Genomic DNA, 26,573 nt, shown 5'->3' with positions numbered 1-26,573 from the left:
CCCCATGAGTGATCATGGGGTTTTTTGTGTCTGATCGTTCCCACGCAGAGCGTGGGAACGATCGGTTCTGCGGTGGGGCTTACATCGGTGCAGGCTGAATGATCTCGACCCAGTAACCATCCGGGTCCTTGATGAAGGCCAGGCTCTTCATGCGACCGTCGTTCAAGCGTTTCTGGAAATCGCAGCCCAGCGCTTCGAAGCGTTCGCATGCCGCGCGAATATCTGGCACCGAAATGCAGATATGGCCGAAGCCGCGAGGGTCGGTGTTGCCATTGTGGTAAGCGAAATCCGCGTCGTTCTCGGTGCCGTGGTTGTGGGTCAGTTCGAGAATGCCGGGGATCGATTTCATCCACTCGGTGCGAGCCGCGGCATCGGCCGGGATCTGGTTTTTATCGACCAGCGCCAGGAAATACAGGCTGAACTCGGCTTCCGGGAAGTCGCGTTTTTCCACCAGCGAGAAACCCAGGACGCGGGTGTAGAAATCCAACGACTGGGTGATGTCCTTGACCCGCAGCATCGTGTGGTTGAAAACGAACTTCTGGGTGGCGGTGTCGGGTTGGGCGGTCACACCGGGAAATGTATTGAGTTCGTGCAGGCTCATGGGCCCTCCGGAAAACAAGTGGGGCTAGGGGGGCTCAATCAGTTTTCCCCGCCGCGGCGGGGAAACTGATTGAGAACTCCCCTAAAGCTCACAATGATACGCAAGGGCTCTGGCATCGCCAAACCAAAACCGCAGGCTTGCCTGGCAGTCGGGTGAGGCTCAGACTTTGCCCCTCAATCTGTGAGTGTTCATTGCAATGATCCGATCCTGCCAATTGATGTTCGTCCTGATGTGTTTGCTTTCAGGTGTTACCAGTGCTCATGCAGAGACTCCGGTCATCACCTGGCCAAGTGGATGGACCGTCGAGGTCGTTGCGCAAGACGAGGCCAAACCGCAGGTTTCCCGGCAGCGTGCAGTAAAAAACGATCAGTACGGTACAGCGGTGATGGTGATGGAATTGACCATGACTCAAGTGGAAAGCGGTCACCAAGTGAATCTGGAAGGTGTGTTGCTGGAAATGCGCAAGTCGGTGCAAAAGGACTTTTTTCAGAGTGGGTATCAGAGCGTTTGCACTAAAATTCACCCGACTACCTTGAGCCGGCTATCAGCGCTGGAAACTACCTGCACGATTACGCAGAACGGTCGGCATGTGCTGTCTCAAACATTGGTCGCTGCGGTAGACGCCGATAAGGCCTATGTTCTTTCCTACGCGGGGCAGGCAGAGGTTTATAAGGCAAGTCAGGACGACATAGCGGCTGCTCGAAACGGCTTGAAACTTTAGTTTGAGGTTTGCGTATCAGTAGATTTCAGCGTTTCCAGCATTTTTTAGATAGCCAAAGGGATTAAGCAGAAAGTTTAGCGATATGTAACGAGTTGATCGGCGACTATCGTTGCATTTAGACGCTGTCCATGAAAAAGCCCTACATCTGCAGGGCTTTTTTTATGACCGTGAGTGCTTAGCCACGCAGCCAGGAATCAACGGTGGTGGCACCGTATTGTTCCTTCCAGGCTTTCAGGCCGCGATGGTTGCCACCCTTGGTTTCAATCAGTTCACCGGTGTGTGGGTTCTGATAAACCTTGACCACGCGAGCGCGGCGGGTTTTGGGCGCTGTTGCCTGCTGCCGGCTGGATTTCGCCGGGTTCGGATCGAGGATGGCGATGATGTCGCGCAAGCCCTTGCCGTAGGTTTTCATCAGCCCCTGGAGCTTTTCTTCGAATTCGATTTCTTTCTTGAGCCCGGCATCGTTCTTCAGCGATTCCAACTGCTTGAGCTGTTCTTGAAGGGCCTTTTCAGCTGCACGGAATTCAGCGAGTCTGGACAATATCTTTACTCCAATAGTGTGTTGGCTGATACCAACCGCAAACAAAGCTATAAGCCAAGAGCCTTGAAGCGACTCGGTGATAATGGCTCACCTGCCAGTTCTGTGCAGGTATGAAAAATTGTAGTAGTTAATTGGCCAAGAGTAAATCCTGACTTTTTCTTCATGTAACAAGAGTAGTCTTTTGATTCAATTTGGTGCGCATCTTCGTGGCTTCGATGCTTGAAAGTGGTTAGTTAATGATCACTTAATGCTCTAATGAATTCTGCGCCGGGCATCGGTCGGCCAAACAGATAACCTTGTAGAAAGTTCACGCCGTGGGCGGTCAGATAGTCACTTTGTTCCGCAGTTTCCACGCCTTCGGCGACGATACCCAGATCCAGTTTGGCCGAGAGCTCAATGATGCTGTCCAGAATGTGCCGAGAGAGGGCGTTCCCCCCGATCATGGCGACAAAACTCTGGTCGATTTTCAGGAAATCCACATTGAACTGACGCAAATAACCCAGGCTTGAATGGCCGGTGCCGAAGTCGTCAATCGCGATCATCACGCCCAGCGCGTGAAGCTGCTCGAACAATTGCAGAGTGATGGCTGTCGGCTCGATGAGTTCGCGTTCGGTCAGCTCCAGCAGCAGGTTGATGCTGCCCGGGACGAAAGCGCTGAGGAATTCGCGGCAGTCCTCGACCAACGCCAGATCCCGGCAGTGACTGGCGGTGATGTTGATGCCGAGGTGAAACGGCCTGTCGAACGACGCCGACAAGGGTGCCAGCAATGCGGAAGTCTGTCGCATCAAGGAGCGAGTCATCGGCACGATCAACCCGGAATGTTCGGCAAACGGGATGAACAGATCAGGGCGCACCAGGCCTTCCTTTGGATGTTGCCAGCGCATCAACACTTCGGCGCCAGACCACTGCTTATTGTCGCCATGCACCACGGGCTGGAAATACGGAATGAACTCTGCTGCTTCCAGTGCCCGTTGCATTTCACGGCTGGGCGACATCGAGCGCTTTTGCAGCACATGCCCGATCGAACCGGACACCACACCGAAAAACATCAATAGACTGAACAGCGGTGGGTACTCACTGCGCATGTAACGCCAGGTTTCTCCTTCCGGAAAACCTGCGGCTACGGAAAAGGCATATCGCGAGGAGGTCAGAGTATTTTGTGCCACGGGCAAGGCGGGCAGGGCATCGTCATGGACCTTGCCGTCGGCTGACAACCAGTGGGGGCCTACTCGCAGCAACAATAATGTTTTTCGACCGATCAGGCGCAGCACGTTACTGAGGTGATAACCGTCCAGCGTGGTCAATGCGCCCTGGTTTCCTTCACTCAGCCGATACACCAACAACGCGGTATTGGGCGTGACCGGGTTGCCGTTCATGAGCCAAAGCTTGCCTTGGGTGTAATCACCGGGATTGATCTTTTCCTGATATTCACCGAACAACGAACTGCAATAGAGGTTGGTGTCCCATACAAGATTGGTTGAGCGCACGAATGGTCGGCGAGTGACTTGTTCGCGCAAGGCCAGTTTGACGTCGTTGCAATTCTGGCCGGCCAGCGGCAATAGCTCTTGCGCCGCTTGCGCGGTGTTGTCGAGCATCAGCTCGAATTGGCGAACGGCTTCTTCGCCAGTCAGTTCGGTACTTTGCTTGAGCGTACGTTCAGCCTGCAGATAGAGAATGGCGACTCCCAGCAACACCGGAAGCAATCCGCTCAAAACAGTCACAACGATCCGGATGCCACGTTTACGGCGGTTTTTGACGTTCAGTGGCATTCGCAAATCCATCGCGATAAAAGAGGGCTCTCAAAGACTGGTAGAACAACACGCCTCCCAGAAGAGTTCAGCCATGATAGTTGGCCGACGGTGCTTATGCCGCTTAACATTCATTCAGGGCGTGAGGCCAGTTTGATAAAGGCCAGCGTCGCCGGTGATGACTGACGCTGATCAAGCACCGCCAGACCGACCTGGCGGCTGATGGGTGGCGACAGCGGTTTTCTAACGTAGCGGCTGTCGTTATCGTCAGGCAATGAGCCTTCGGCGACAATGGTCAGGGCATCGCCACGGCCTACGGTGTCTAGTGTGCTGAGCAATTGCGAGCAGCGATACCGAATGTTCGGCGTCAACCGCGCCGCATTGAACAGGCGCGACACCAGTTCCGAAGAACCGGCTTCGGTCAGCACAAAAGGGTCGTGGCACAAATCGCTCAAACTCAAGCTGTCGTGACCGGCCAGCGCATGGTCGGCAGGCAGCAGCGCGACCATTTGGTCTTCGATCAGCCTGAACGTGTCGAAACGTTCCTGCGGCAACACCACGAAGCCGATATCGATACGCCGTTCTTCCAGCCACTGGATCACCTGGCGATCCGACCCTTCGTCGATGTGAACCTCGATACCCGGGTGTGCGGCGCGGTAACGCTGCAGGATTCTCGGCAGCAGCTTGATCGATGAAGTCGGGCCGAACGAGCCAATGCGCAGGGTGCCGCGTTTCATTCCTCGGGCATCCGCCGCTTCCTGGCGCAACGTGTTGGCCAGCCCGAGCATTGCCCGCGCGCGCAGTAATAGCTGCTGGCCGATGTCACTCAGCTCGACCTGGGATTGATGCCGGTGCAGCAACTCTACGCCCAACTCCTGTTCCAGAGACTTGAGCGCATGAGAGACCGCGGATTGGGAAATCTCCAAACGATGTGCAGCCGCAGTGAAGCCGCGCAGTTCGGCCACCAGTGAAAAAATCTCGAGTTGCGTGAGGGTCATGAGTATTTGCTCATTTTACGATGATAAGTCATTAATCGAATGATATGCCATGTGCCTGATTTTTGATGATGGAGACTTATGATTACGTGTGAACAGACCTTGGCGAGTTCTTCGGATGTACCGGTTTATCTGAAACTGGCTGCGGTCACCATGATTTGGGGCGGAACGTTCGTTGCCGGGCGATTTCTGTCCGACAGTCTCAGTCCACTATTGGCCGCGAGCCTGCGGTTCTTGCTGGCGAGCGTGGCGTTGCTGCTGTTTCTGTTGTTTGCGCGGGTGCCTTTGGTGCGTCCCAACCCTCAGCAATGGATGCAACTGACGCTACTGGGTTTTTTTGGGATCTTCTTCTACAACCTGTGCTTCTTTTACGGGCTGCATTACATCAACGCGTCACGGGCGTCGTTGATCGTGGCGTTGAATCCGGCCGTGATCGGCCTGGCGTCGTGGCTGTTGTTCAAGGAGCGACTGAGCGGGGCGAAAGTGGCCGGTATCGCGATCTGTATTGCCGGCGCCAGTCTGGTGATCGTCAGTCGCAATCCGCAGCTACTTGCCGGTGGTACTAATGCCTGGATCGGCGATCTGTTGATCTTCGGCTGCGTGCTCGGCTGGGGCATTTATTCGCTGTTCTCCAAAGGCCTGAATCAGACGCTGGGGCCGGTGCAGACAGTGACCTACTCGATTTTGCTGGGCACGTTGATGCTTTGGGTGACCAGTGCCGTGCGGGGTGAGCTGAGTGTCGCGGCGCTCGCCGAACTCGGCAAGCAACAATGGTTGAGCCTGATGTACCTGGGCGTGCTGGGTTCGGCATTGGCCTATATTGGTTATTACGACGGTATCCGCAAAATCGGTGCGACGCGCTCGGGTGTGTTCATCGCCTTGAACCCGCTGACCGCCGTTCTGTTTGGCGCGTTGTTGTTGGGCGAGCAATTGACCCTGGTGATGTGCCTGGGGGGTGGGCTGATCCTGGCGGGGATTTTTCTGTGCAACAAACCGCTTGCGCAGGCTGCAAAAAAGCGGATTTTATAAGAAGGATGGACAACTGATTTACGCTGTGTAGAATCGGTTTACGCATATAAGAATAATCGTCTTCTGGCAGCAGAAGCCTCGCCCGTAATAGCCTTGGGTCGACAATGAAGATATTTGGGTTTCAATTGATCTACGGTGACTTCCTCGCCCGCAGCGTGCGGGGCATCTCCTGCGCGCCACCCGCCGGTCTCAGCATTGCTAGCAACTAACGATTTGTTAATTGATAAGAAATGATGAGGCGCCAAAATGGCAGATTTATACGAAAACCCAATGGGCCTGATGGGCTTTGAGTTCATCGAATTCGCATCGCCGACCCCTAATACCCTGGAGCCGATCTTCAAGATCATGGGCTTCACCAAGGTCGCGACCCATCGCTCCAAAGACGTGCACCTGTATCGCCAGGGCGCGATCAACCTGATTCTCAACAACGAACCCAACAGCGTGGCGTCGTACTTCGCGGCCGAGCACGGTCCGTCGGTGTGCGGCATGGCATTCCGTGTCAAGGACTCGCAAAAGGCCTACAAGCGTGCCCTGGAACTCGGCGCCCAACCGATCCACATCGAAACCGGTCCGATGGAACTGCACCTGCCGGCGATCAAAGGCATCGGCGGGGCGCCGCTGTACCTGATTGACCGTTTTGGCGAAGGCAGCTCGATCTACGACATTGACTTCGTGTTCATCGAAGGCGTGGACCGCAACCCGGTCGGGGCCGGCCTGAAGATCATCGATCACCTGACCCACAACGTGTATCGTGGTCGCATGGCTTACTGGGCCAACTTCTACGAGAAGCTGTTCAACTTCCGCGAAATCCGCTACTTCGATATCAAAGGCGAATACACCGGCCTGACTTCCAAGGCCATGACCGCGCCGGACGGCATGATCCGCATTCCGCTGAACGAAGAGTCGTCCAAGGGCGCCGGGCAGATCGAAGAGTTCCTGATGCAGTTCAACGGTGAGGGCATCCAGCACGTAGCCTTCCTCAGCGATGACCTGATCAAGACCTGGGATCACTTGAAAAGCATCGGCATGCGCTTCATGACACCGCCGCCAGACACCTACTACGAAATGCTCGAAGGCCGTTTGCCGAACCACGGCGAGCCGGTCGATCAACTGCAAGCGCGGGGCATTTTGCTGGACGGTTCGTCCGAATCGGGCGACAAGCGTCTGCTGCTGCAGATTTTCTCGGAAACCCTGATGGGCCCGGTGTTCTTCGAGTTCATCCAGCGTAAAGGCGACGATGGTTTCGGCGAAGGCAACTTCAAGGCGCTGTTCGAATCCATCGAGCGTGATCAGGTTCGTCGGGGCGTGCTGTCCACTGACTAATCCATGACACGACGAAAAAAGCCCGCCCGGCATCACTGCCGGGCGGGCTTTTTATTGATCCATGCAAAATCCAATTACATTGGCCGGCGTCGTTGCCGGACCAGATGCTTGAACCCTTCAAACACTAATGTCGCCACCGCGAGCCAGATCGGAATGTAGGTCAGCCATTCGCCGGGCTTGATGCTTTCCCCCAGCAGTAACGCAACGCCGAGCAACAGCACCGGCTCAACGTAACTCAGCAACCCGAACAGGCTGAACGGCAGCAGTCGGCTGGCTATGATGTAGACCACCAGTGCCGACGCGCTGATCACGCCGAGCAGCGGAATCAGCAGCGACAGCCACGGATATTGATCAAACACGTCGAAACCCTGTTCGCCACTCTGCACGAACCAGAACGCCACCGGCAGCGTCAACGCCATGTCCAGCCATAAACCGCCAAGGTTGTCTGCGGCCAGACGCTTGCGCAGGATGAAATACATTGGATAGCCGATACAAACCAGCACGGTTGCCCAGGAAAAACCACCGACCTGATACACCTCATTGATCACACCGAGGCAGGCAAATACCACGGCAATCTTTTGCAAATAGGAGAGGCGCTCGCCATAGGCGATCCGCCCGGTCAGCACCATGGTCAACGGCAACAGGAAATACCCAAGCGACACATCCAGACTATAGCCGTTGAGCGGCGCCCACATGAACAGCCAAAGCTGCACACCTAGCAGGGCCGAAGAGGCGATCAGGCCGGCCATCAATTTCGGATGGCCAGCGATGCGCCGTAAAATGTCGGCCACGCGTTTCCATTCGCCGGAAACGACCATGAACACGGTCATGCACGGTACGGTCAGCAACATCCGCCAGCCAAAGATTTCCACGCCGCTCAAAGGGGTGAGCAACGAGGTGTAGTAATACATGACGGCAAACAGCACCGAGGCTGTGACCGATAGAGCGATACCTTTAGACAAACTGTCCTCGCGGTTAACGGTCAAACGGCCGCGCAGAATACGTGGTTTTTGTGCTGAATATTGGCCGCATGATCAATGTTTCCAACATTGTGGTTGAATGTTGCATCGTTATCGCAGGCAAGCCAGCTCCCACAGGGCTGAGCCAAAGCATAGTCAGCAGAACGGCACAAAACCTGTGGGAGCGGCGGTGCGGCGATCTGACTTGCCCGCGATTGATCTCAAACCGTGCGCGGTTTACGCCCGGACACGAAATGGCTCACATCATTGAACCCCGGCGTCGAGGCATGCCCCGGTGTCACCAGCGAATCGATAAAAGCTTCATCCTCCGCCGTGATCTTCACCGTCTGCGCCTTGGTGTAGGCATCCCACTGTTCTTCGGTGCGAGGGCCGACGATGGCCGACGTCACAGCGCCATTGTTCAGCACCCAGGCAATCGCAAACTCGACGATGCCCACGCCACGGCCCTGCGTATATTCCCGGATCTGTTGCGCAATGCGCAGGGACTCAACCCGCCATTCGGTTTCGAGGATGCGTTTGTCCTGACGCCCCGCACGGCTGTTGGCGTCCGGCGTCACATTGGGCGCGTACTTGCCGCTGAGCACACCGCGCGCCAGCGGACTGTAAGGCACCACGCCAAGGCCATAGTTTTGCGCGGCGGTGATCTGCTCGGTTTCCGCCTGACGGTTGACGATGTTGTACAGCGGCTGGCTGATGACCGGCCTGTCGACCCCCAGTTTGTCGGCCACGCGAATCACTTCAGCAATACGCCAGCCACGGTAGTTCGACAGACCCCAGTAGCGGATTTTGCCCTGGCGGATCAAATCGCCAATGGCCGACACCGTGACCTCCAGCGGCGTGTCGTGGTCTTCGCGGTGCAGGTAATAGATGTCCAGATAATCGGTGCCCAAGCGCGTAAGACTGGCGTCGATGCCGTTGAACACGTGCTTGCGGCTCAGGCCGCTGCGGTTCGGCACACCGTCCACCGGGCCGAAACCGACTTTGGTGGCGAGCACCCATTCCTGACGGCGACTGGCAATCGCTTCGCCGACGATCTCTTCGGAACGGCCGTTGGTGTAGACGTCCGCGGTGTCGATGAAGTTGATGCCCTGGTCCCAGGCCTTGTCGATGATCCGCAGAGAATCTTCGGTGCTGGTCTGTTCGCCGAACATCATGGTGCCCAATGTGAGGGTTGACACCTGTAAACCCGAATGACCCAGCGTGCGATAGCTCATGACGAAATCCTTTTACCGGTCAGAAAGCCCTAATCAAATACCAGAACGGTTGTCGGAAGCAATCTGAATATCAGCTCGCTCCCACATTGAGTTGGTGGCAATAAACAGCAATGTTTAAATGGCGTCGAGGGATGTTCTCGGAGGCTACACATCCTTGCGCCGTTGCCTACGACTACGCCAGAATCCGCCGGCTAGTGCACCTTGAGCCCGGTCTGTATCGTTTCCCTGTCGCTGAAAAAAGCGATGGGGTTTGGTAGCCCCCGGGCGACGTAAGGTGCATAAGCATCATGAAGCCTGCTGGCCCATGCCTGCGAAACCATGGCATCGGCGAGTGTGATGCTCAGTGATTTCGCCGCATTGGTGGGCGAACCCTATCGCAGCACGATGCTCGGGATTCAACAGGTCGTGATGAACGGTGAGCTGGCGGTCAATCGAGTGCTGGATAATCTCGATCCGCAGGGCTAACGCAAATCGGTGGTTCGGAGCTTGCCTGTGGCGAGGGAGCTTGCTCCCGCTCGGCTGCGTAGCAGTCGTAAAACCGATGGCGCGGTGTGCCAGAAGGAATGAGTTCTCGGGATTTGCGTGCAACCGGGGCGAACCCGAGCAATTGCGCACTTATGCTGAACTGGTGCGCATGACCGCCGAGATGCGGGTAGGCCAGCGCAATCAGCAGGCCGAGCAGCAATGGCGGCGTCAGCGTTGTGATGATCTGTTGGCGCTGCTGCTCAGCGAGGCGGGGGATTCACCGCGGTTGCTGGATGAAGCGCAGCAATTGGGACTCAAACCGCAGTTGACGCGAGTGCCGTATCTGTTCGAGTTGGGCATGGAACACGGCCCGGGCCAGACCGTCGAAGCGCTCAGCGCCTGGTTGATGTCGCGTTATCCGGACAGTTGGTGTGAGCACGACGGCCAGAGCCAGGCCTGCGCCGATGCGCTGGGGATCCATCGCAACAGTTTGCGGTTACCGCATGGAGCGGATCGCCGAGCTCAGCGGCGTCGATCCGCTTAAGCTGGATGGAATGCTCGCACTCTACCTCGGCGCCCAGCTCCTGCCCCAAACCGAACGACCGACCGCCACCCCGTAGCACCGCAGCAGCCTCGACAGCTGCTATGACAGACGGTACGGCCACGGGTTTTGTGAAAATGAACAATAATCCTCACGCCCGCTTGTGCAGCGGACCGGCGTTATTGTTCATGGCGGCTGGCCGCATGGACGCATTGGAACTGGAGAATTCGCATGAAAATCGTCATCGCCCCGGATTCGTTCAAAGACAGTCTGAGTGCCCAAGGCGTGGCAGAGGCCATTGCGTTGGGGTTGGCTGAAATCTGGCCGGACGCACACTTGCTCAAGTGCCCGATGGCTGACGGTGGGGAAGGCACGGTCGAATCGATTCTGGCCGCGTGCGACGGCGAACTGCGCCGTACCCATGTTCGCGGGCCGCTGGGCGCCACGGTCGATGCGGCCTGGGGCTGGTTGCCACAGAGTCATACGGCGATCATCGAAATGGCCGAGGCCAGTGGCCTGCAACTGGTTTCGCCGAACCTGCGCGATGCCTGCACCAGCAGCACCTACGGCACCGGGGAATTGATCCGCGCCGCGCTGGATGCCGGCGCGCAACGGGTGATCCTGGCGATTGGCGGCAGCGCCACCAACGACGGCGGCGCCGGGGCGATGCAGGCGTTAGGTGTGAAACTGCTGGACGCTCAGGACCAATCCCTGGTGCCGGGCGGTCTGGCCTTGGCGCAACTGGTCCGCCTCGATCTGAGTGAGATCGACCCGCGTCTGGCCAAGGTGCGCTTCGATATCGCCGCCGACGTCAATAACCCGCTGTGCGGCCCTCATGGTGCCTCTGCGATTTTCGGTCCACAGAAAGGTGCGTCGCCCGAGCAAGTCAAGCAACTGGACCATGCCCTTGGGCACTTTGCCGAACGCTGCGCGCAAGCCCTGGGCAACGACGTGCGCGATGAACCGGGTAGTGGCGCGGCGGGTGGTTTGGGGTTTGCCGCGAAGGCGTTTCTCGGTGCGCAATTTCAGGCCGGGGTGGAAGTGGTCGGCGAACTGGTCGGGCTGGCTGAGGCGGTCAAAGGCGCCGATCTGGTGATCACCGGTGAAGGTCGTTTCGATGCCCAGACGTTGCGCGGTAAAACCCCGTTTGGCGTGGCGCGCATCGCACGGCAGCACGGCGTGCCGGTCATCGTCATCGCCGGCACCTTGGGCGAGGGGTATCAGGCCCTGTACGAGCATGGCATCGATGCAGCCTTTGCCTTGGCCAGCGGACCGATGACACTGGAACAGGCCTGCGCCGAAGCGCCGCGTTTGTTGCGCGAGCGCGCCCGCGATATTGCGCGGGTGTGGCGGGTGGCGGCTCGCAAGGCCTGACTCAATTCCCAGCAGAAAGAAATCCCTGTGGCGAGGGAGCAAGCTCCCTCGCCACAGGGAATGCCTTCGCCGGCAAGCCTGACGCCTACAAAAAAGCGCTCGTAGTTCTTTGAAAAATATTTCCCCAACCCCTGCAAAAAACCTCAACCCCGGCCGATACAGCTAACAGGCGCACAAAAACCAACTACAACAGTGGCGCCAAACTGAAAGGTGTGCGCCTTCGCCTGCCCGACAGTGATCACCGCAAGGATGCTCGCCGCCTCAATTACCGAGATCATTCTATGTCACTGCGTAATCTGAACATCGCGCCTCGAGCTTTCCTGGGTTTCGCCTTCATTGCCTTGCTGGTGATCGTGCTGGGTGTGTTTGCCGTGAACCGCATGTCGGTCATCCGTCAGGCCTCTGTCGATATGGAAATGACGCAGTTACCCAGCATCGGATTTCTGGGTAACGTGACGGAAAACGTCCTGCGGCTGCGGATTCTTTCGTTCCGCGTACTGGTCAACCGTGATCCGGCCGCATTGCAGGAAGCCCAGACCCGCATCGGTGCCCTTGTCGACAAGGTGCGCAGTGCCCAAACAAGCTATGCCGCCTTGCCGGCCGGCCCTGAAGAAGCAGCGCTGTACAAAACCTTCGCGACAACCCTCGACAACTACATGCAAGCCCAGAACCAGATGCTGGAGCTGTCGCGGCAGAACAAACTGGATGAGATGCGCACCCTGATCAACACGCGAATCAAGGAAGGCACCGATCAGATGGGCGAGCAACTGAACAAACTGGTGGCGTTCAACGCCGCCGATGCCAAAGCTGCATCGGCCAAAGCGGGCGAGCACTACAGTGAAGCCTTTACCGGCATCGTGACCGTGGCGGTAATGGCTTCGTTGCTGACCGTGTTGCTGGCCTGGCTGTTGACCCGCAGCATTCTCACACCGTTGAACCGCGCGGTGCTCGCGGCCGAAACCATTGCCGGCGGCAACCTGCGCAACGTCATCGAAGTCGACGGTCATGACGAACCGGCGCGTTTGCTCGGCGCCTTGTCCGCCATGCAGACTAACCTGCGCAAAACCATCGAACAGATCGCCGGCTCCGCGACGCAACTGGGCGCCGCCGCGGAAGAACTCAGCACCGTGACCCAAGAAGCCTCCCGCGGCTTGCAACTGCAAAACAACGAAATCGAACAGGCGGCCACCGCCGTCAACGAAATGACTGCCGCCGTAGAAGAGGTGGCGCGCAACGCGGTGTCGACCTCCGAAGCCTCGAACCAGTCGACCCAGGCGGCCCGCGAAGGTCGTAACCGGGTGGTGGAAACCGTCGACGCGATCCAGACCATGACCCACGACGTGCAGAACACGGCGTTGATGATCGAGGGCCTGGCCACTCAGGGCCGCGACATTGGCAAAGTACTGGACGTGATCCGCGCCATTGCCGAGCAGACCAACTTGCTGGCCCTCAACGCCGCGATCGAGGCCGCCCGTGCCGGGGAAGCCGGGCGTGGTTTTGCGGTGGTGGCGGACGAGGTCCGGGCGTTGGCCCATCGCACCGCGCAGTCGACCCAGGAAATCGAGAAAATGGTCGCCGGGATCCAGAACGGCACCGGTGAAGCGGTCTCCTCGATGCAGCAAAGCAATCAGCGCACCCAAAGCACCTTGGAAATGGCCCGTGCGGCGGGTATCGCCCTGGAGCAGATCACCCAATCGATTCAATTGATCAACGAACGTAATCTGGTGATCGCCAGCGCCTCGGAAGAACAGGCTCAGGTATCCCGTGAAGTCGACCGCAACCTGGTAAACATCCGCGACCTGGCCACTCAGTCCGCCGCCGGTGCCAACCAGACCAGCGCCGCCACCCACGAACTGTCGCGATTGGCGGTTGATTTGAACGCGATGGTGGCGCGTTTCGTGATTTAAGATAGGGTTGAAACTGGAACTCGCGCGTTAGGAGAAGTACATGCGCTATTCAGCCTTGACCCAACGAATCGCCGGTGACGGAGCGGCGGCCTGGAACATTCACGATCGAGCGCTGGAATTGCGCGAGCAGGGCGTCGACGTGCTGTTGTTGTCGATCGGCGATCCGGATTTCGACACGCCACTGCCCATAGTCCACGCCGCCATCGATAGCCTGTTGGCCGGCGACACCCATTACTCGGATGTACGCGGCACCCGCACGCTGCGCAGCAGCATCGCCAGCCGTCATCAGCGGCGCAGCGGTCAGGAGGTGGATGCCGACCATGTGATTGTGCTGCCCGGTGCGCAGTGCGCGGTGTATTCGGTTGCTCAATGCCTGCTCGATCCGGGTGACGAAGTGATCGTCGCCGAGCCGATGTACGTGACCTATGAAGGTGTGTTCGGCGCCTGCGGGGCCAGTGTGGTGCCGGTGGCGGTGCGTCCGGAGAACGGCTTTCGGGTCGAACCGGCGGATGTCGCGGCAATGATTACCCCGAAAACCCGCGTCATCCTGCTCAACAGCCCGAACAATCCCTCCGGTGCCAGTCTGTCGTTGAAGAGCTGGCAGGCGCTGGCGGCGTTGTGCGTGAAGCATGACCTTTGGCTGATCAGCGACGAGGTCTACAGCGACCTGTTGTATGAGGGCGAACACATCAGCCCGGCCAGTCTGCCGGGCATGGCCGAGCGCACCGCGACCCTCAATAGCTTGTCCAAATCCCACGCCATGAGCGGCTGGCGAGTGGGCTGGATGATCGGCCCGAAACCGCTGGCCGAACACTTGATGCATCTGTCGTTGTGCATGCTGTTCGGCCTTCCGGATTTCGTCCAGAAAGCCGCGCAAGTGGCGCTCGATAAAGACTTGCCGGAAGTGGCTCTGATGCGCGAGGAATATCGCCAGCGTCGCGATCTGGTGTGCGCGAAGTTAAGCGGTTGTCCGGGCATCCGGCCGATCAAGCCCGATGGCGGGATGTTCGTGATGGTTGATGTGCGCCAGACCGGGCTCGCTGCTCAAGATTTTGCCGAGCGGCTGCTTGAAGTGTATGGCGTGTCGGTGCTGGCCGGTGAAGCCTTCGGGCCGAGCGCGGCGGGGCATATTCGCATTGGTCTGGTGGTGGATCAGGTGAGGCTGGCGGATGCCTGCGCGCGGATTGCGTCGTGTGCGGCGGATTTGTTGCAGGTGCGGCGGGCCTGATCGAGCCCGAGCATTCTCACGCTCCGCGTGGGAATGCTGCCATGGACGCGCTGCGTCCGCTTCGGATGTGAGGCGCAGCGTCACGGAATGCATTCCCACGCGGAGCGTGGGAACGATCGATGTCCTCAGCCCTTCCAAGCCCCGGCATTCACCAGATTAGCAGGCGGCTCCCCAACCAACGCCGCCAACAAATTCTCCACCGCACACCTCGCCATCGCCTCCCGCGTCTCATGGGTCGCCGAGCCGATGTGCGGCGTCGCGACCACGTTGTTCAACTGCAACAGCGGCGAGGCATGGCTCAACGGCTCACGCTCGAACACATCCAGCCCCGCCGCGCGAATCCGCTTCTGCTGCAAGGCTCCGATCAACGCCGCTTCATCCACCACCTTGCCCCGGGAAATATTGATGAAGATCGTCTCGGGACGCATCAAGGCGAACTGTTCGGCACCGATCAACCCTTCGGTTTCAGCGGTCAGCGGCAACGTCAGGCAAACGAAATCGGCTTCCTGCAACAACTGCGGCAAGCTGCAGTATTGCGCGTTGAATCGTTGTTCCACCGCCGGTTTCGGCGAATGGCTGTGATACAGAACCGGCATGCCAAAACCGAAATGCCCGCGTTGCGCCAACGCCTCACCGATCCGTCCCATGCCAATGATGCCCAGCTTTTTGCCGTGCACATCGCTGCCAAAATGCGCCGGCCCGATGTTGCGGTTCCACTGGCCGGCGCGAACCATATTGGCCAGTTCCACCACGCGCCGGGCGGTGGCCAGGATCAGCGAGAAACCGGTGTCGGCGGTGGTTTCGGTCAACACGTCGGGGTGTTGCTGAGCAGGATCCATGATGTACCACCAGCGGCGGGTGGCCAGTGTTGCGGTTTTCATAGTGATGCTCCTGAGCTTGTTGTTTTTGTCGCAGCAGGTAACGGTTTTAAATCAGTTTTTTGCGGTGATTGCTATGGCCTCTTCGCGGGCAAGCCTCGCTCCTACAGTGATCTGTGGCGTTCACCAATCCGTAGGAGCGAGGCTTGCCCGCGAAGAGGCCAGAACATTCACCGAAGATTCCCCAGGGTCGACCCTCGAACAATCAACCGCGCCGAAAAATCCAATGTCCGCACCGGCCCATCATCCCCACGCAATCGCTTGAGCAAACATTCAAACGCACTCGCGCCAATCTCCGCCGTCGGCTGGGCGAGGGCGGTAATCCCGCTGCCCACCAACGGATACCAATCCAGATCATCCAGGGCAATCAGCCCGACATCCTCAAACAGGTTGCACTTCAACTCGCGCAACGCATGGGTGCTGGCCAGCGCGGCAATACCGTTGGCACAAAACAGCGCTTTCGGGCCAGAGCCGGGAGTTTGCAGAAAGGTTTTCAAACGGGCGGTCAGATCGCCGCCCGTTTCAACCACCACCCCCGAGAGCACCGGACGCCGTTCGATCTGCGCCTTGAAACTGCTGACCCGCTCGATCCGCGAACTGGTGCCGTCATACGGTTCGGTCACCATCAACACATCGCGATAACCGCGTTGTTCAAGGTGGGCAACGGCCATCTCGACAGCGGCCGGATTATCCAACCCCACCAAGTCGCTATCGAGCTGATCGACCTTGCGATCCACCAGCACCATGGGCATTTCCCGATGCAATTCGCGCAGCTCATCGCGGTGATGGCCGAGGGTGTTCACGATCAAGCCTTCGATGTTGTACGAGCGCAGTAACGCCAGGTGCTGACGCTCTTGCTCATCATCACGATCGGTATTGCACACCACCAGGCTGTAGCCGTGCTGACGGCAAGCGGTTTCCACCCCGTGCATCACGGCAATCGAATACGGGTTACGGATATCGGCTACCAACATGCCGATCAGGCGGGTTCGCCCGCGTTTCAGCCCGCGAGCCATCTGGTTGGGGCGATAGCCCAACTCGCTGATCGCCTGCTCGATGCGCAAGGCAATGGCATCGGAGAGCAGGGCGCGGTCATCGCCAATGAAGCGCGAGACGCTGGCCTTGGAGACGCCCGCGTGTTCGGCGACGTCGAGCATGGTGATGCGGCTGCGTTGGGCTGCTGAGAAATCGTTCATGGATTGAGTCTTCTTGTTATCTGAAACCGGTTTCAGATAACACCAGTCTCTTCGGTGGCGCCAAGTGAAGATGCTTCCGGCAGCGGGGTGTAAAGCTGATGTATCCGACAGGCGGTAGCAAAACCTGTCAGATCTGACAGTTGGAAATAACCACGTTGAAGCGCCTAATTTCCTCGATTGGACAGCAAACTAAAAACCAAAGCCTTTCGAATGTTACGTATAAGTCGGTGATATCAGAATGACCTCGATGACATTTAATCAGCCACGAAATGCAGGCGTATTGGCAATGCCGCTTTCAGTGGAAGGCGTCGACGACAACGACCCGGCTGGTCATGTCCCTCGCGACCTCTTGATTAACGGTACTCGTATCGTTATTCCGTATTGGATTGATCCGGTACCCAACGATGAACTGTGGGTGGTATTGCGTCAGAATGGTGTGGAACACAGGCTGTACACAGAATTTTATCCAACACCTCTGACCGTCCCGTTCTTGTATTTCGATTTGACGGCTCAACACTTGGCAACTGACGGCATTGCATTTCTGTATTACAAAATCTGGAAAGGTTCGGGCGGTACCGATGACCCTTCACCGGAAAGACAACTGACCATCGATCACACGCCACTTTTAACTTTGGAAGAGCCCTGGTTTCGGCATGCCACACTTCGGGGGTATCTGAATAACGATACGAATCCTCCTCTGACAAGCGGCGCCACGGTTGTCATTCCCTCTTTTATAAACATCGCTTTGCCCGGGGATATTGCAAAAGTCCACTGGCGGGGATATTCGAGCCTCAACGGCAGTGGACCAGAGGTGCCGGGAACTTACGGTGTTTGGGATAAACAGCTCTCCGCCGCTGATATAGCAAATGGATTTGATCATGTGGTGCCATTTCTGGTGCATATAAGCCCCTTGTTTGATTACGACTCGGCCGTTGTTGTTTGCCAGTTATTCAGAGGCGGGTGGCTCATTGCGGAATCAGAAAAAGGCTTGGTGAAAATTGACAGAGTAATACCTGGTGAAAGTGGCCCGTCGGGCCTTAACGATGGAGAAATAGAAATGACAGCTCTAGAACAGGTAACGTTTAAAGCCAGACCGAAAGCTCCACGACTTGGTGGGGACGGTGCAGGTGTTTTTGCGATATCGATTTCGGTGGATACAATAGCTGATGATTTTATTCCGAAGAGTCAAGTGGATACAGGAAAGATTGTTATCGCGTTGGCTCGCTTTACAGAAGAGGAAGAACTCGATGATTTAGATATTTATGCGGCTGTAGAAGGTCAAACACTTACGCAAATAGATTACAAAGTTCTTGGTCCGATCGCCGATCGAACCGATCCCATCCTGCTTGAACTGGATGTGAGCAAATTTCCAGAGCTGTCTCAGCCTGCTGATCCTACTGCTTACGAAGTTCGAGTCATCGTCTACAAAGGCGGTGCCGGTAACGACGACCCTTCGAACGTTGTACGAATCGTCAGAGACGATAACCCGCCGTTCGGAGTCAAGTATCCATCGAAAAGATTGAATCCACCGACGCCTCTTCCCACCTTTGTCAATGCCCCAGTGGATGCTCAACGGCTTGTGAACGAAGCCTGGATGCAATTGCCTGCGAATGCGAACCTTGATTTTACTTTGCCTGTCACTTACCCATTGCGCCGTGCTGATGATGAACTTGAAGTTCATCTGGTGTCGGGTGGTGTTGATATAGTGGCGTTTAAAGGAACAATCACTGGCTCATTCTCGGTGCCCAACGCTGAATTGCGTAAACTCCCGAACGGGCGGGTCATGATCCATTATTTCTGGAAGGACCATGTGGGGAACCTTAGCGCAAGCTCTGTCCCCGCAGCCCTCCTGACACTAGGTCTCGCTTTGGACCCGGTTCTGCACAAAGCACCTTTGGTGCCGGTGACTGACCCGAATGGAACCACAACGATTTATCTGGATGAGTTTTTTGCAAACAAAGTGTCGTCGATCGTCGAACGCGCATTTATTGATAATGCGGAACCTGGCGATGAAATTACTCTGTTAGTCGAAGATGCATCTGATCCTACGAATTTCAAGCAACTTGGCCCTCAACCTCTTGCCGCTGCGGATCTGACTTTCTCGCTCCCTTATCCTGCTTTCTTTGCAGATCTCTTTGGAGCGTCGACCGACGCCATGGAGTTCAAAGTATGGTTCGAGCTCGTTCGGGGAGCTAAGTTGTTTCCGTCTCCCGAGTTGTTCTTCTGGGCAAATCTTTATGCTCCAGGAGGGCTATACCCGGAATTGCCCAACCCGACGAACCCGGCTTTTGTGTTCCCCGTAGTCACCGGCGCATCCAATACACCCAACGACTTGCTACCTGGAGATCGAGACAAACCGGGCAAGTTCACAGTAACTCTTGGAATTACAGATCCACCGATTACTTCAGCTGAAACGGCTAAGTGCTACATAAATAATAAACTTGTGGGAGAGTATTCACCGTTTGCTGACGCGACAAGTTTTGTGGTCGACATTAAAACTGCGGACATTACCGCGCTACCGACACCCACTGTGCCAGCCCACTGGACGCGTCAGAGAACGGGCATTGACAAGAACGTGATCAGTTCCAATCCGGAAACTGTGCAAGTCAAAGGCAAAAGAATAGATTTGTTGCAACCGACCATCAGGATTCGCAATCCGACACTCAAGGATCAGATGGATTGTTTTGCAATGAACAACGCCACCACCGCCTGGGTGCTTGCGGTGGGCATCCCCAAAGATGCGGTCAACCTGCCCCCAGGGAAAGTGATTACGGTGCATTTCGCAGCATACAGTGATGCAACGTATACCACTCTGATCCCCGGAACCCCGGACTCCAAGCCTTACACGATTCAAGCGGTCGGCACGGTGGATGTCGCAACGGTTGCCAGTGCAGCAAACTTCAAGGCTGCACAACCGACACTGGGTTCGAAGGCTTGGGCGAAGGTCTGGTACGAGGCGGATATCGGTGGGACGCAAACTTCGATAGAGCTCCAAAAGCCACTGGATACCATCACCTCAAGCGGCGAGTACTGCGACCGGTTGGTTGTTCCGGCGACTTGATTGTTCGCTATTGAAGGAAGTCTATCGTGGGAGAGAAATATCTCTCCCACGATACTGATATTTCTAGGAGGGATGTTGGCGATAAATCCCTTTCAATTTGCAGATAAATCCTACAGAGCTGAGGACTATTCCTACATCTAATTCGCAGAATGCTGATTAGCCTGTCGAACGTTTTTGGGGGGGGCGATTTTTTCGGTCTATCAGAAAAGTCGCTTTCGGATTTGTTCGCTGTACGGAGTTCTCATGCCTTTACTATCAAGTTTCAAGCATCGCAAAACAACTGGATACTTGTTTGCCGCAATTATTTTCAGTACACCCGCGGTCAATGCCAGAACACTTCTTCCAGGGGAAAACGAAACCGTTACCAATCCACCTGCGCCGGAGGCATGGGCAGTATCCCAGGGCGGAACACTGACGATTAATAGTGCAAGTGCACTGTCGATCAGTTCGCAAAATGCCAATGTCATTTTCAACGGCGGTCAGAGTCAGCGAATCGATGCCCGCGAGGGATCCAGGTTGGAAATGGCAGGCGCTGCAGTAAACAGTTCAACAGGCAGGGGGGCTGTTTCGCTTAGCGACAGCTCTGCCACTATTGATAACAGCACCATCACGAGCACCAACAGTTTTGGACTTCTGTTGGGACGTGACATCAATACTCCGACATCGTCCAGCGCGACCATCACCGGCAATAGTGTCATCACTGGCGCAACCGGGGGCGCGAATGCCGTTGGTTTTGCGGTATTGAACCTCGAAAATTCCACGGTTCGCGGCTCCGGAACAACCAGCTACGGCGTGCAATTGGGCGGCGCCACACTGTCGGCGACGGGCAGTACGATTACCGGTGGGCAAGATGGCCTGCAAATCATCACTGACAACACGGGCGTCAACGCCAGCACGGTTACACTCAACAGCACCCGAGTTACGGGCGGAACAGGGTCGGCGATCGTGCTGGGTTCGTCCGGCAGCGCGGGCACAGTTGCCAACATCAATGTTCTCGCTGGTTCTGAACTGATCGGCGGCAACGGCACATTGTTGCAAGCGACCAATCGTTCCACAGCCAACCTTAAAGTCGACGCAAGCCACTTGAGCGGCAATGTCATTGCCGATACCGGCAGCACCGTTGCGCTGCTGATGCAAAATGCTGCCTCCCTTGACGGCAACTTACAGAACGTCACTCAGGTCAATCTCGATACCCGTAGTACCTTGAACGGCAATGTGTTGGCGGTTGCGGGCACAGCTGCGACGGTCAATCTGGACAACGGTTCTGCAATCAACGGCAATGTCGAAAATATCTCCAGCCTTTCGCTGAACAATGCCAGCAGCATGACCGGTGACGTGACCACAGACTCCAACGGCAGCGTGCTGCTGGACAACGGTTCGGTACTGACGGGGCAGATCAACAACTCCAGCAACCTCAATATCAACAACGCAGCGCAATGGGTGATGACCGGCAATAGCACCGTGCAACGCCTGGCATTGAATAACGGCGTGGTTCGCATGGGCACCAACGAACAGTTCCAGCAACTGAACGTGGGCGACCTTTCCGGAAACGGTACCTTTGTAATGGGCACCGATCTGGGTAATGGCAACACCGACTTCCTGAACGTGACTGGCAATGCAAGCGGGCAACATCAACTGCAAATTTCCGCCACCGGCACCACTCCGGTCACTGCCGAGCCGGTGAAGGTCGGCAATATCGCTGCCGGCGATGCGAGCTTCTCGTTGGGTAATCGCGGAACAGTGGACGCGGGTACGCATGTGTACAGGCTGGCGAAGGAAGGCCAGGGCTTGTACCTGAACCCGGACAAGGAAACCGTCAGTACTTCAAGTAACACGGCGCTGGCGTTGGCGGGTAGCGCACGCAGTGTGCTGAATGCGGAAGCGGCCATGCTTAGCGACCAATTGGGTGACCGTAGTCTGAGCGTCCGACCCGAAGCATCGATGCGCGCGATGGACGACAGTTCGGTAAAAAACCTCAGCAACAGTGTCTGGGTTCGCACTTACGGCAACCAGTACAGCGTCGATAATGCCTATGGTGATGGGTACACCCAGAATCAGACCGGTATCACGGGTGGTGCCGACACAACGGTGGATCTGGGCGGCAGAGCGTGGGTGGTGGGTGGATTCGTCGGGGCAAGCCACACCAAAATGGATCTCAAGTACGGCTCCAGCGCTACCGTCGACAGCCTGAATGCCGGTGTTTATGGCAGTGCATTTGATGTTGAAAGCGGTGTATTCGTTAACGTCATGGCCAAGATCAACCAATTCGACAACAAGGCAAAAGTCACCATGAGTGACGGCACACGGGCCAAGGGGGATTACAAGGCCTTGGGCGCCAGCGGTTCGGTGGCGGTGGGCAAGCATATTCGCTTGAAGGGCTACTACTTTGTCGAGCCTGAAGTACAGGTATCGACCGGCGTCATTCAAAGCGACAAGTACCGGCTCAACAATGGCCTGGAAGTGAAAAGCGACACCATGCGTTCCGTGCAGGGCAAGGTCGGTGTCCGCGGCGGGCGTGTCATCATCCTCGACAACGGCAGCCTGCTCGAGCCCAGCCTGATGACGGCGGTCAATCACGAGTTTGTGAAGAGCAATGAGGTCAAGATCAATGACGACAGTTTCGATGATGACCGTGCAAGCAGTTCGGTTGAGTATGGTGCGGGTTTGAAGTGGACGCCGGCTCAACGTAACTGGCAGGTTTCCGGTCAGGTGGGTGGCAGCAAAGGCACGACAGTCAGTCAAGACTGGAGCGGTAGTTTGAGAGTGAGCTATTTATTCTGATGTAGCGGTTCAATGAAACGGCTTATAAAAATGCCCCGACAGCGTCGGGGCGTTTTTGTATCTGTCTGATTATTTTGTGACTAGAGCGTTTGTGCGGTGATCAGCCAAACAACCCCGCCGCAATATTGATCGAAAAACCCAAAATCGCCGTATTGAACACAAACCCGATCAATGACTGCGCCAACACTATCTTGCGCAAGTCTCGCGTGGCGACGCCCACATCTGCGGTCTGCACCGCCACGCCGATGGTGAACGAAAAATACAGGAAGTCCCAATAATTGGGGGTTGCCAGCCCCTCGGCAAAACGCAGCGCCGGTTCCTTGCCGCTCCAGGTGTAATACAGTCGGGCATAGTGCACGCTGAAAATCACCCCGATCAGCAGCCATGAACCGATCACCGTCAGTGCGGTGAAACCGTAGCGCAGCAGTTTGCGGGCGGTTTCCAGATCCTTGCTGCCGGCGAGTTCGAAGGTGATGGTGCCGAGGCTGGCCAGTGCTGCGACGCACACCAGCAGCAACACCAGACCGGCGTTTTCGTCCTCGACCTCGGCAATGCGTTTAACGTCCGGGGCCTTGGCCCGCATGGTGAGCCAGAGCATCAGCAGCAGATACGTCCAGACTCCGGCGTTCCAACCGATGAGAATTTTGCTGATGATTGAGTCGGCCGGAGCCAGAATGCCTACCGCGAGGCCAAGTGCGGCAGCGGCGGACAGGCGAGGGTGGGTGCGGGCGAGTAGGGGCATAGAGGCTCACTTTGATGGCGCGTCAGTGCACCATAGCCCAGGTGTCCACGCTTTTGTAGGCGCTGCCGCAGGCTGCGATCTTTTGATCTTTTATCTTTAAAGCAAAGTCAAAAGATCGCAGCCTTCGGCAGCTCCACGGTGAATCAGTGGTGTTTGGTAGATTTGCGCACCAGCTTCATCACCACCACAAAAAACACCGGCACGAACACCACCGCCAAGGTCGCGGTGATCATCCCGCCGATCACGCCCGTGCCGATGGCTTGCTGGCTCGCTGAGCTGGCCCCGCTGGCAATTGCCAGCGGCACCACGCCGAGGATGAATGCCAGCGAGGTCATTACGATTGGCCGCAACCGCAGGCGTGCGGCTTGCAGGGTGGCGTCGATCAGGTCGTGGCCTTCGTCGTACAGACTCTTGGCGAATTCGATGATCAGGATCGCGTTTTTCGCCGACAGACCGATGATGGTAATCAGCCCGACCTTGAAGAACACGTCATTGGGCATTCCGCGCAGGGTCACGGCCAGTACTGCGCCGAGCACACCCAGCGGCACCACCAGCAGCACCGACGTCGGAATCGACCAGCTCTCATACAGCGCCGCCAGGCACAAGAACACGATCAGCAGCGACAGCCCGAGCAACATCGGTGCCTGGCTGCCGGATAAGCGTTCTTGCAACGACAATCCGGTCCACTCCTGACCCAACCCCGCCGGGCCTTGCGCCACCAGCCGTTCGATCTCCGCCATGGCCTCGCCAGTGCTGTAGCCCGGTGCCGGTTCGCCGGAAAGACTGATGGCCGGGTAGCCGTTGTAACGGGTCAGCTGCGCCGGGCCCTGGGTCCAGTTGGCCCGGACGAAGGCCGACAATGGCACCATTCTCTCGGCGTCGTTGCGCACGTGAATCTTCAGTAGATCATCGACCTGACTGCGTTGATCGCCTTCGGCCTGGACCACCACCCGTTGCATCCGTCCCTGGTTGGGGAAGTCGTTGATGTAGGCCGACCCGACCGCCGTGGACAGCACGTTGCCGATGTCGGCAAACGAAATGCCCAAGGCGTTGGCTTGCTTGCGGTCGACTTCCAGTTGCACCTGCGGCGCTTCGGCGAGGGCGCTTTCGCGCACGTTCATCAAGACCGGGCTCTTCTCGGCGGCGGCCAGTAATTGGCTGCGCGCCTGCATCAGCGTGGCATGGCCGAGACCGCCACGGTCTTGCAGGCGGAACTCGAAACCGCTGGACGTGCCCAGGCCATCAACCGGCGGCGGCAACACCGCAAAGGCCATGGCGTCCTTGATCTGACTTAGCGCGATGTTGGCGCGGTCGGCAATCGAACTCGCTGAGTCATCGCTACCCCGATCCGACCAATCCTTGAGCGTGGTGAACGCCAGCGCGGCGTTCTGCCCACTGCCGGAGAAGCTGAAACCGAGAATCACCGTGCTGTCGCCGACGCCCGGTTCGGTGGCGTTGTGCGCTTCGATCTGTTCGACCACCTGCACCGTACGGTTCTTGCTCGCGCCGGGTGGCAGTTGAATGTCGGTGATGGTGTAACCCTGGTCTTCCACCGGCAGGAACGAGGAGGGCAGACGACTGAAGCACAGCCCTAGACCGATCAGCAGCACGCCGTAGATCAGCAGGTATCGTCCGCTGCGTTTCAGCGCATAGGCGACCCAGCCCTGATAGCGCTCGGTCAGTTGTTCGAAACGCCGGTTGAACCCGCCGAAGAAACCACCCTTGGCGTGATGCTCGCCCTTGGCAATCGGCTTGAGCAGCGTCGCGCACAGCGCCGGGGTCAAGGTCAGGGCGAGAAATGCCGAGAACAGAATCGAGGTGGCCATCGACAGCGAGAACTGCCGGTAAATCACCCCGACCGAGCCCTGCATGAACGCCATCGGAATGAACACCGCCACCAACACCAGGGTGATGCCGATGATCGCCCCGGTGATTTGCTTCATCGCTTTGCGCGTCGCCTCTTTGGGCGACAGGCCTTCGGTGGCCATGATCCGCTCGACGTTCTCCACCACCACAATGGCGTCGTCCACCAGAATACCGATGGCCAGCACCATGCCGAACATGGTCAGCACGTTGATCGAGAATCCCAGCAAGAGCATGGTCGCGAAAGTGCCCATCAGCGCCACCGGCACCACCAGCGTCGGAATCAGCGTGTAGCGGAAGTTCTGCAGGAACAGGAACATCACCGCAAACACCAGCACCATCGCCTCGACGAGGGTGTAGACCACTTTGGTGATCGAGACTTTGACAAAGGGCGAGGTGTCGTACGGAATCTTGTATTCGACGCCGGCCGGGAAATAGCGCGCCAGTTCATCCATCTTCGCCCGCACCAGCGTCGCGGTGCTCAGGGCATTGGCGCCCGGCGACAATTGCACGCTGACGGCGGTCGACGGTTTGCCGTTCAGGCGTGTAGAGAACTGGTATTCCTGGCTGCCGATCTCGACCCGCGCCACATCAGCGATGCGTACCGTGGAACCGTCAGGATTGGCCTTGAGCACGATGTCGGCGAATTCTTCAGGTGTCGACAGTTGGCCTTTGACCAGAATGGTCGCGGTGATTTCCTGCGTGGTGCGGGTCGGCAAGTCGCCGATGCTGCCGGCGGAAACCTGAGCATTCTGCGCAACGATGGCGGCGTTGACATCGGCCGGAGTCAGGTTGAAGCCGATCAGCTTCTGCGGGTCGATCCAGATGCGCATCGCCCGTTCGGCACCGTACAGCTGGGCCTTGCCTACGCCGTCCAGACGCTTGATCTCGTTCATCACGTTGCGCGCCAGGTAGTCGCTGAGCGCTACGTCATCGAGCTTGCCGTCACTGGAGGTGAGGGTGATCAGCAGCAGGAATCCGGCGGAGACTTTCTCTACCTGTAAGCCCTGCTGGGTGACGGCTTGCGGTAAACGTGACTCCACCACTTTGAGGCGGTTTTGCACGTCGACCTGCGCCATTTCCGGGTCAGTGCCCGGCTGGAACGTCGCGGTGATGGTGGCGCTGCCGAGGCTGCTCTGGGATTCGAAATACAGCAGGTGGTCGGCGCCGTTGAGCTCTTCCTCGATCAGGCTGACCACGCTTTCATCCACGGTCTGCGCCGAAGCGCCCGGGTAGGTGGCATAGATTTCGACTTTCGGCGGCGCAACGTTCGGATACTGCGCCACCGGCAACTGCACAATGGCCAACGCACCGGCCAGCAGGATGAACAAGGCGATCACCCAGGCGAACACCGGGCGGTCGATAAAGAACTGCGGCATAAAAAG

General features: G+C 57.4%; 17 protein-coding genes and 3 pseudogenes. 10 read left to right on the top strand and 10 right to left on the bottom strand.

Annotation, left to right across the window (positions count from 1 at the left end; all coding sequences use genetic code 11):
• Nucleotides 1–79 precede the first annotated feature (79 nt).
• Complete coding sequence (gene gloA / locus LOY56_RS13300; RefSeq protein WP_030131431.1) at nucleotides 80–601, bottom strand: lactoylglutathione lyase; 522 nt, start codon at nucleotides 599–601, stop codon at nucleotides 80–82.
• Between the two features lie 196 nt (nucleotides 602–797).
• On the opposite strand from gloA, the gene LOY56_RS13295 reads away from it, so the two are divergent.
• Entirely contained in the window at nucleotides 798–1,322 is a 525-nt protein-coding gene (locus tag LOY56_RS13295) for a DUF4946 domain-containing protein (protein ID WP_258622535.1), read from the top strand.
• A 175-nt stretch (nucleotides 1,323–1,497) separates the two neighbouring features.
• Here the strand turns inward: LOY56_RS13295 and LOY56_RS13290 are convergent, their stop codons facing one another.
• From LOY56_RS13290 to LOY56_RS13280, 3 genes are all read right to left on the bottom strand, one after another.
• Complete coding sequence (locus LOY56_RS13290; protein ID WP_258622534.1) at nucleotides 1,498–1,863, bottom strand: histone-like nucleoid-structuring protein, MvaT/MvaU family; 366 nt, start codon at nucleotides 1,861–1,863, stop codon at nucleotides 1,498–1,500.
• Nucleotides 1,864–2,096: 233 nt separating this feature from the next.
• Nucleotides 2,097–3,632, bottom strand: coding sequence for an EAL domain-containing protein (locus LOY56_RS13285; protein ID WP_258622533.1), 1,536 nt, complete (start codon nucleotides 3,630–3,632; stop codon nucleotides 2,097–2,099).
• A 110-nt stretch (nucleotides 3,633–3,742) separates the two neighbouring features.
• Nucleotides 3,743–4,609 carry a LysR family transcriptional regulator gene (locus LOY56_RS13280; RefSeq protein ID WP_258622532.1) on the bottom strand — a complete coding sequence of 289 codons (867 nt, stop codon included), beginning with the start codon at nucleotides 4,607–4,609 and terminating at the stop codon, nucleotides 3,743–3,745.
• 78 nt (nucleotides 4,610–4,687) lie between these two features.
• Here LOY56_RS13280 and LOY56_RS13275 point away from each other — a divergent pair, with 78 nt between their 5' ends.
• Both LOY56_RS13275 and hppD read left to right on the top strand, forming a co-directional pair.
• Nucleotides 4,688–5,635 (top strand): DMT family transporter, encoded by a 948-nt coding sequence (locus tag LOY56_RS13275; RefSeq protein WP_258622531.1) that lies wholly within the window; start codon nucleotides 4,688–4,690, stop codon nucleotides 5,633–5,635.
• Between the two features lie 246 nt (nucleotides 5,636–5,881).
• Nucleotides 5,882–6,958: a 4-hydroxyphenylpyruvate dioxygenase gene (gene hppD, locus LOY56_RS13270; RefSeq protein ID WP_258622530.1), complete on the top strand. Its 1,077-nt coding sequence runs from the start codon at nucleotides 5,882–5,884 to the stop codon at nucleotides 6,956–6,958.
• A 74-nt stretch (nucleotides 6,959–7,032) separates the two neighbouring features.
• Here the strand turns inward: hppD and rarD are convergent, their stop codons facing one another.
• The gene (gene rarD, locus LOY56_RS13265; RefSeq protein WP_258622529.1) at nucleotides 7,033–7,920 is read right to left on the bottom strand and encodes an EamA family transporter RarD; all 888 of its coding nucleotides are present in this window, start codon (nucleotides 7,918–7,920) and stop codon (nucleotides 7,033–7,035) included.
• A 218-nt stretch (nucleotides 7,921–8,138) separates the two neighbouring features.
• On the bottom strand, nucleotides 8,139–9,152 hold the full coding sequence (locus LOY56_RS13260) for an aldo/keto reductase (RefSeq protein ID WP_258622528.1): 1,014 nt from the start codon (nucleotides 9,150–9,152) through the stop codon (nucleotides 8,139–8,141).
• A 291-nt stretch (nucleotides 9,153–9,443) separates the two neighbouring features.
• On the opposite strand from LOY56_RS13260, the pseudogene LOY56_RS13255 reads away from it, so the two are divergent.
• The 5 genes and pseudogenes from LOY56_RS13255 to LOY56_RS13235 form a co-directional block, all read left to right on the top strand.
• A pseudogene (locus LOY56_RS13255) lies at nucleotides 9,444–9,617 on the top strand (DUF6124 family protein); the annotation flags it as partial.
• A 127-nt stretch (nucleotides 9,618–9,744) separates the two neighbouring features.
• Nucleotides 9,745–10,237, top strand: a pseudogene (locus LOY56_RS13250) (PucR family transcriptional regulator); the annotation flags it as partial.
• Nucleotides 10,238–10,389: 152 nt separating this feature from the next.
• Nucleotides 10,390–11,532: a glycerate kinase gene (locus LOY56_RS13245; RefSeq protein ID WP_258622526.1), complete on the top strand. Its 1,143-nt coding sequence runs from the start codon at nucleotides 10,390–10,392 to the stop codon at nucleotides 11,530–11,532.
• A gap of 281 nt (nucleotides 11,533–11,813) precedes the next feature.
• Nucleotides 11,814–13,439 (top strand): methyl-accepting chemotaxis protein, encoded by a 1,626-nt coding sequence (locus tag LOY56_RS13240; RefSeq protein ID WP_258622525.1) that lies wholly within the window; start codon nucleotides 11,814–11,816, stop codon nucleotides 13,437–13,439.
• A gap of 40 nt (nucleotides 13,440–13,479) precedes the next feature.
• The gene (locus LOY56_RS13235; RefSeq protein ID WP_258622524.1) at nucleotides 13,480–14,667 is read left to right on the top strand and encodes a pyridoxal phosphate-dependent aminotransferase; all 1,188 of its coding nucleotides are present in this window, start codon (nucleotides 13,480–13,482) and stop codon (nucleotides 14,665–14,667) included.
• Nucleotides 14,668–14,792: 125 nt separating this feature from the next.
• Here the strand turns inward: LOY56_RS13235 and LOY56_RS13230 are convergent.
• Together LOY56_RS13230 and LOY56_RS13225 are read right to left on the bottom strand one after the other, a co-directional pair.
• A pseudogene (locus tag LOY56_RS13230) lies at nucleotides 14,793–15,485 on the bottom strand (2-hydroxyacid dehydrogenase); the annotation flags it as partial.
• A 230-nt stretch (nucleotides 15,486–15,715) separates the two neighbouring features.
• The gene (locus tag LOY56_RS13225; protein WP_258622523.1) at nucleotides 15,716–16,741 is read right to left on the bottom strand and encodes a LacI family DNA-binding transcriptional regulator; all 1,026 of its coding nucleotides are present in this window, start codon (nucleotides 16,739–16,741) and stop codon (nucleotides 15,716–15,718) included.
• A gap of 238 nt (nucleotides 16,742–16,979) precedes the next feature.
• On the opposite strand from LOY56_RS13225, the gene LOY56_RS13220 reads away from it, so the two are divergent.
• Nucleotides 16,980–19,802 carry a hypothetical protein gene (locus tag LOY56_RS13220; protein ID WP_258622522.1) on the top strand — a complete coding sequence of 941 codons (2,823 nt, stop codon included), beginning with the start codon at nucleotides 16,980–16,982 and terminating at the stop codon, nucleotides 19,800–19,802.
• 243 nt (nucleotides 19,803–20,045) lie between these two features.
• A complete protein-coding gene (locus LOY56_RS13215) occupies nucleotides 20,046–22,583 on the top strand; it encodes an autotransporter outer membrane beta-barrel domain-containing protein (protein WP_258622653.1) in 2,538 nt (845 codons plus the stop codon).
• Nucleotides 22,584–22,683: 100 nt separating this feature from the next.
• Here the strand turns inward: LOY56_RS13215 and LOY56_RS13210 are convergent, their stop codons facing one another.
• Both LOY56_RS13210 and LOY56_RS13205 read right to left on the bottom strand, forming a co-directional pair.
• The gene (locus tag LOY56_RS13210) at nucleotides 22,684–23,325 is read right to left on the bottom strand and encodes a DUF1345 domain-containing protein (RefSeq protein ID WP_258622521.1); all 642 of its coding nucleotides are present in this window, start codon (nucleotides 23,323–23,325) and stop codon (nucleotides 22,684–22,686) included.
• A 143-nt stretch (nucleotides 23,326–23,468) separates the two neighbouring features.
• Entirely contained in the window at nucleotides 23,469–26,567 is a 3,099-nt protein-coding gene (locus LOY56_RS13205; protein WP_258622520.1) for an efflux RND transporter permease subunit, read from the bottom strand.
• Between the last annotated feature and the right edge of the window lie 6 nt (nucleotides 26,568–26,573).

The sequence above is a fragment of the Pseudomonas sp. B21-048 genome (assembly GCF_024748615.1).
Taxonomy (GTDB): Bacteria; Pseudomonadota; Gammaproteobacteria; order Pseudomonadales; family Pseudomonadaceae; genus Aquipseudomonas.
The sequence above is the reverse complement of the archived record's forward strand: the minus strand, read 5'-3'. Positions and strand labels throughout refer to the sequence as shown.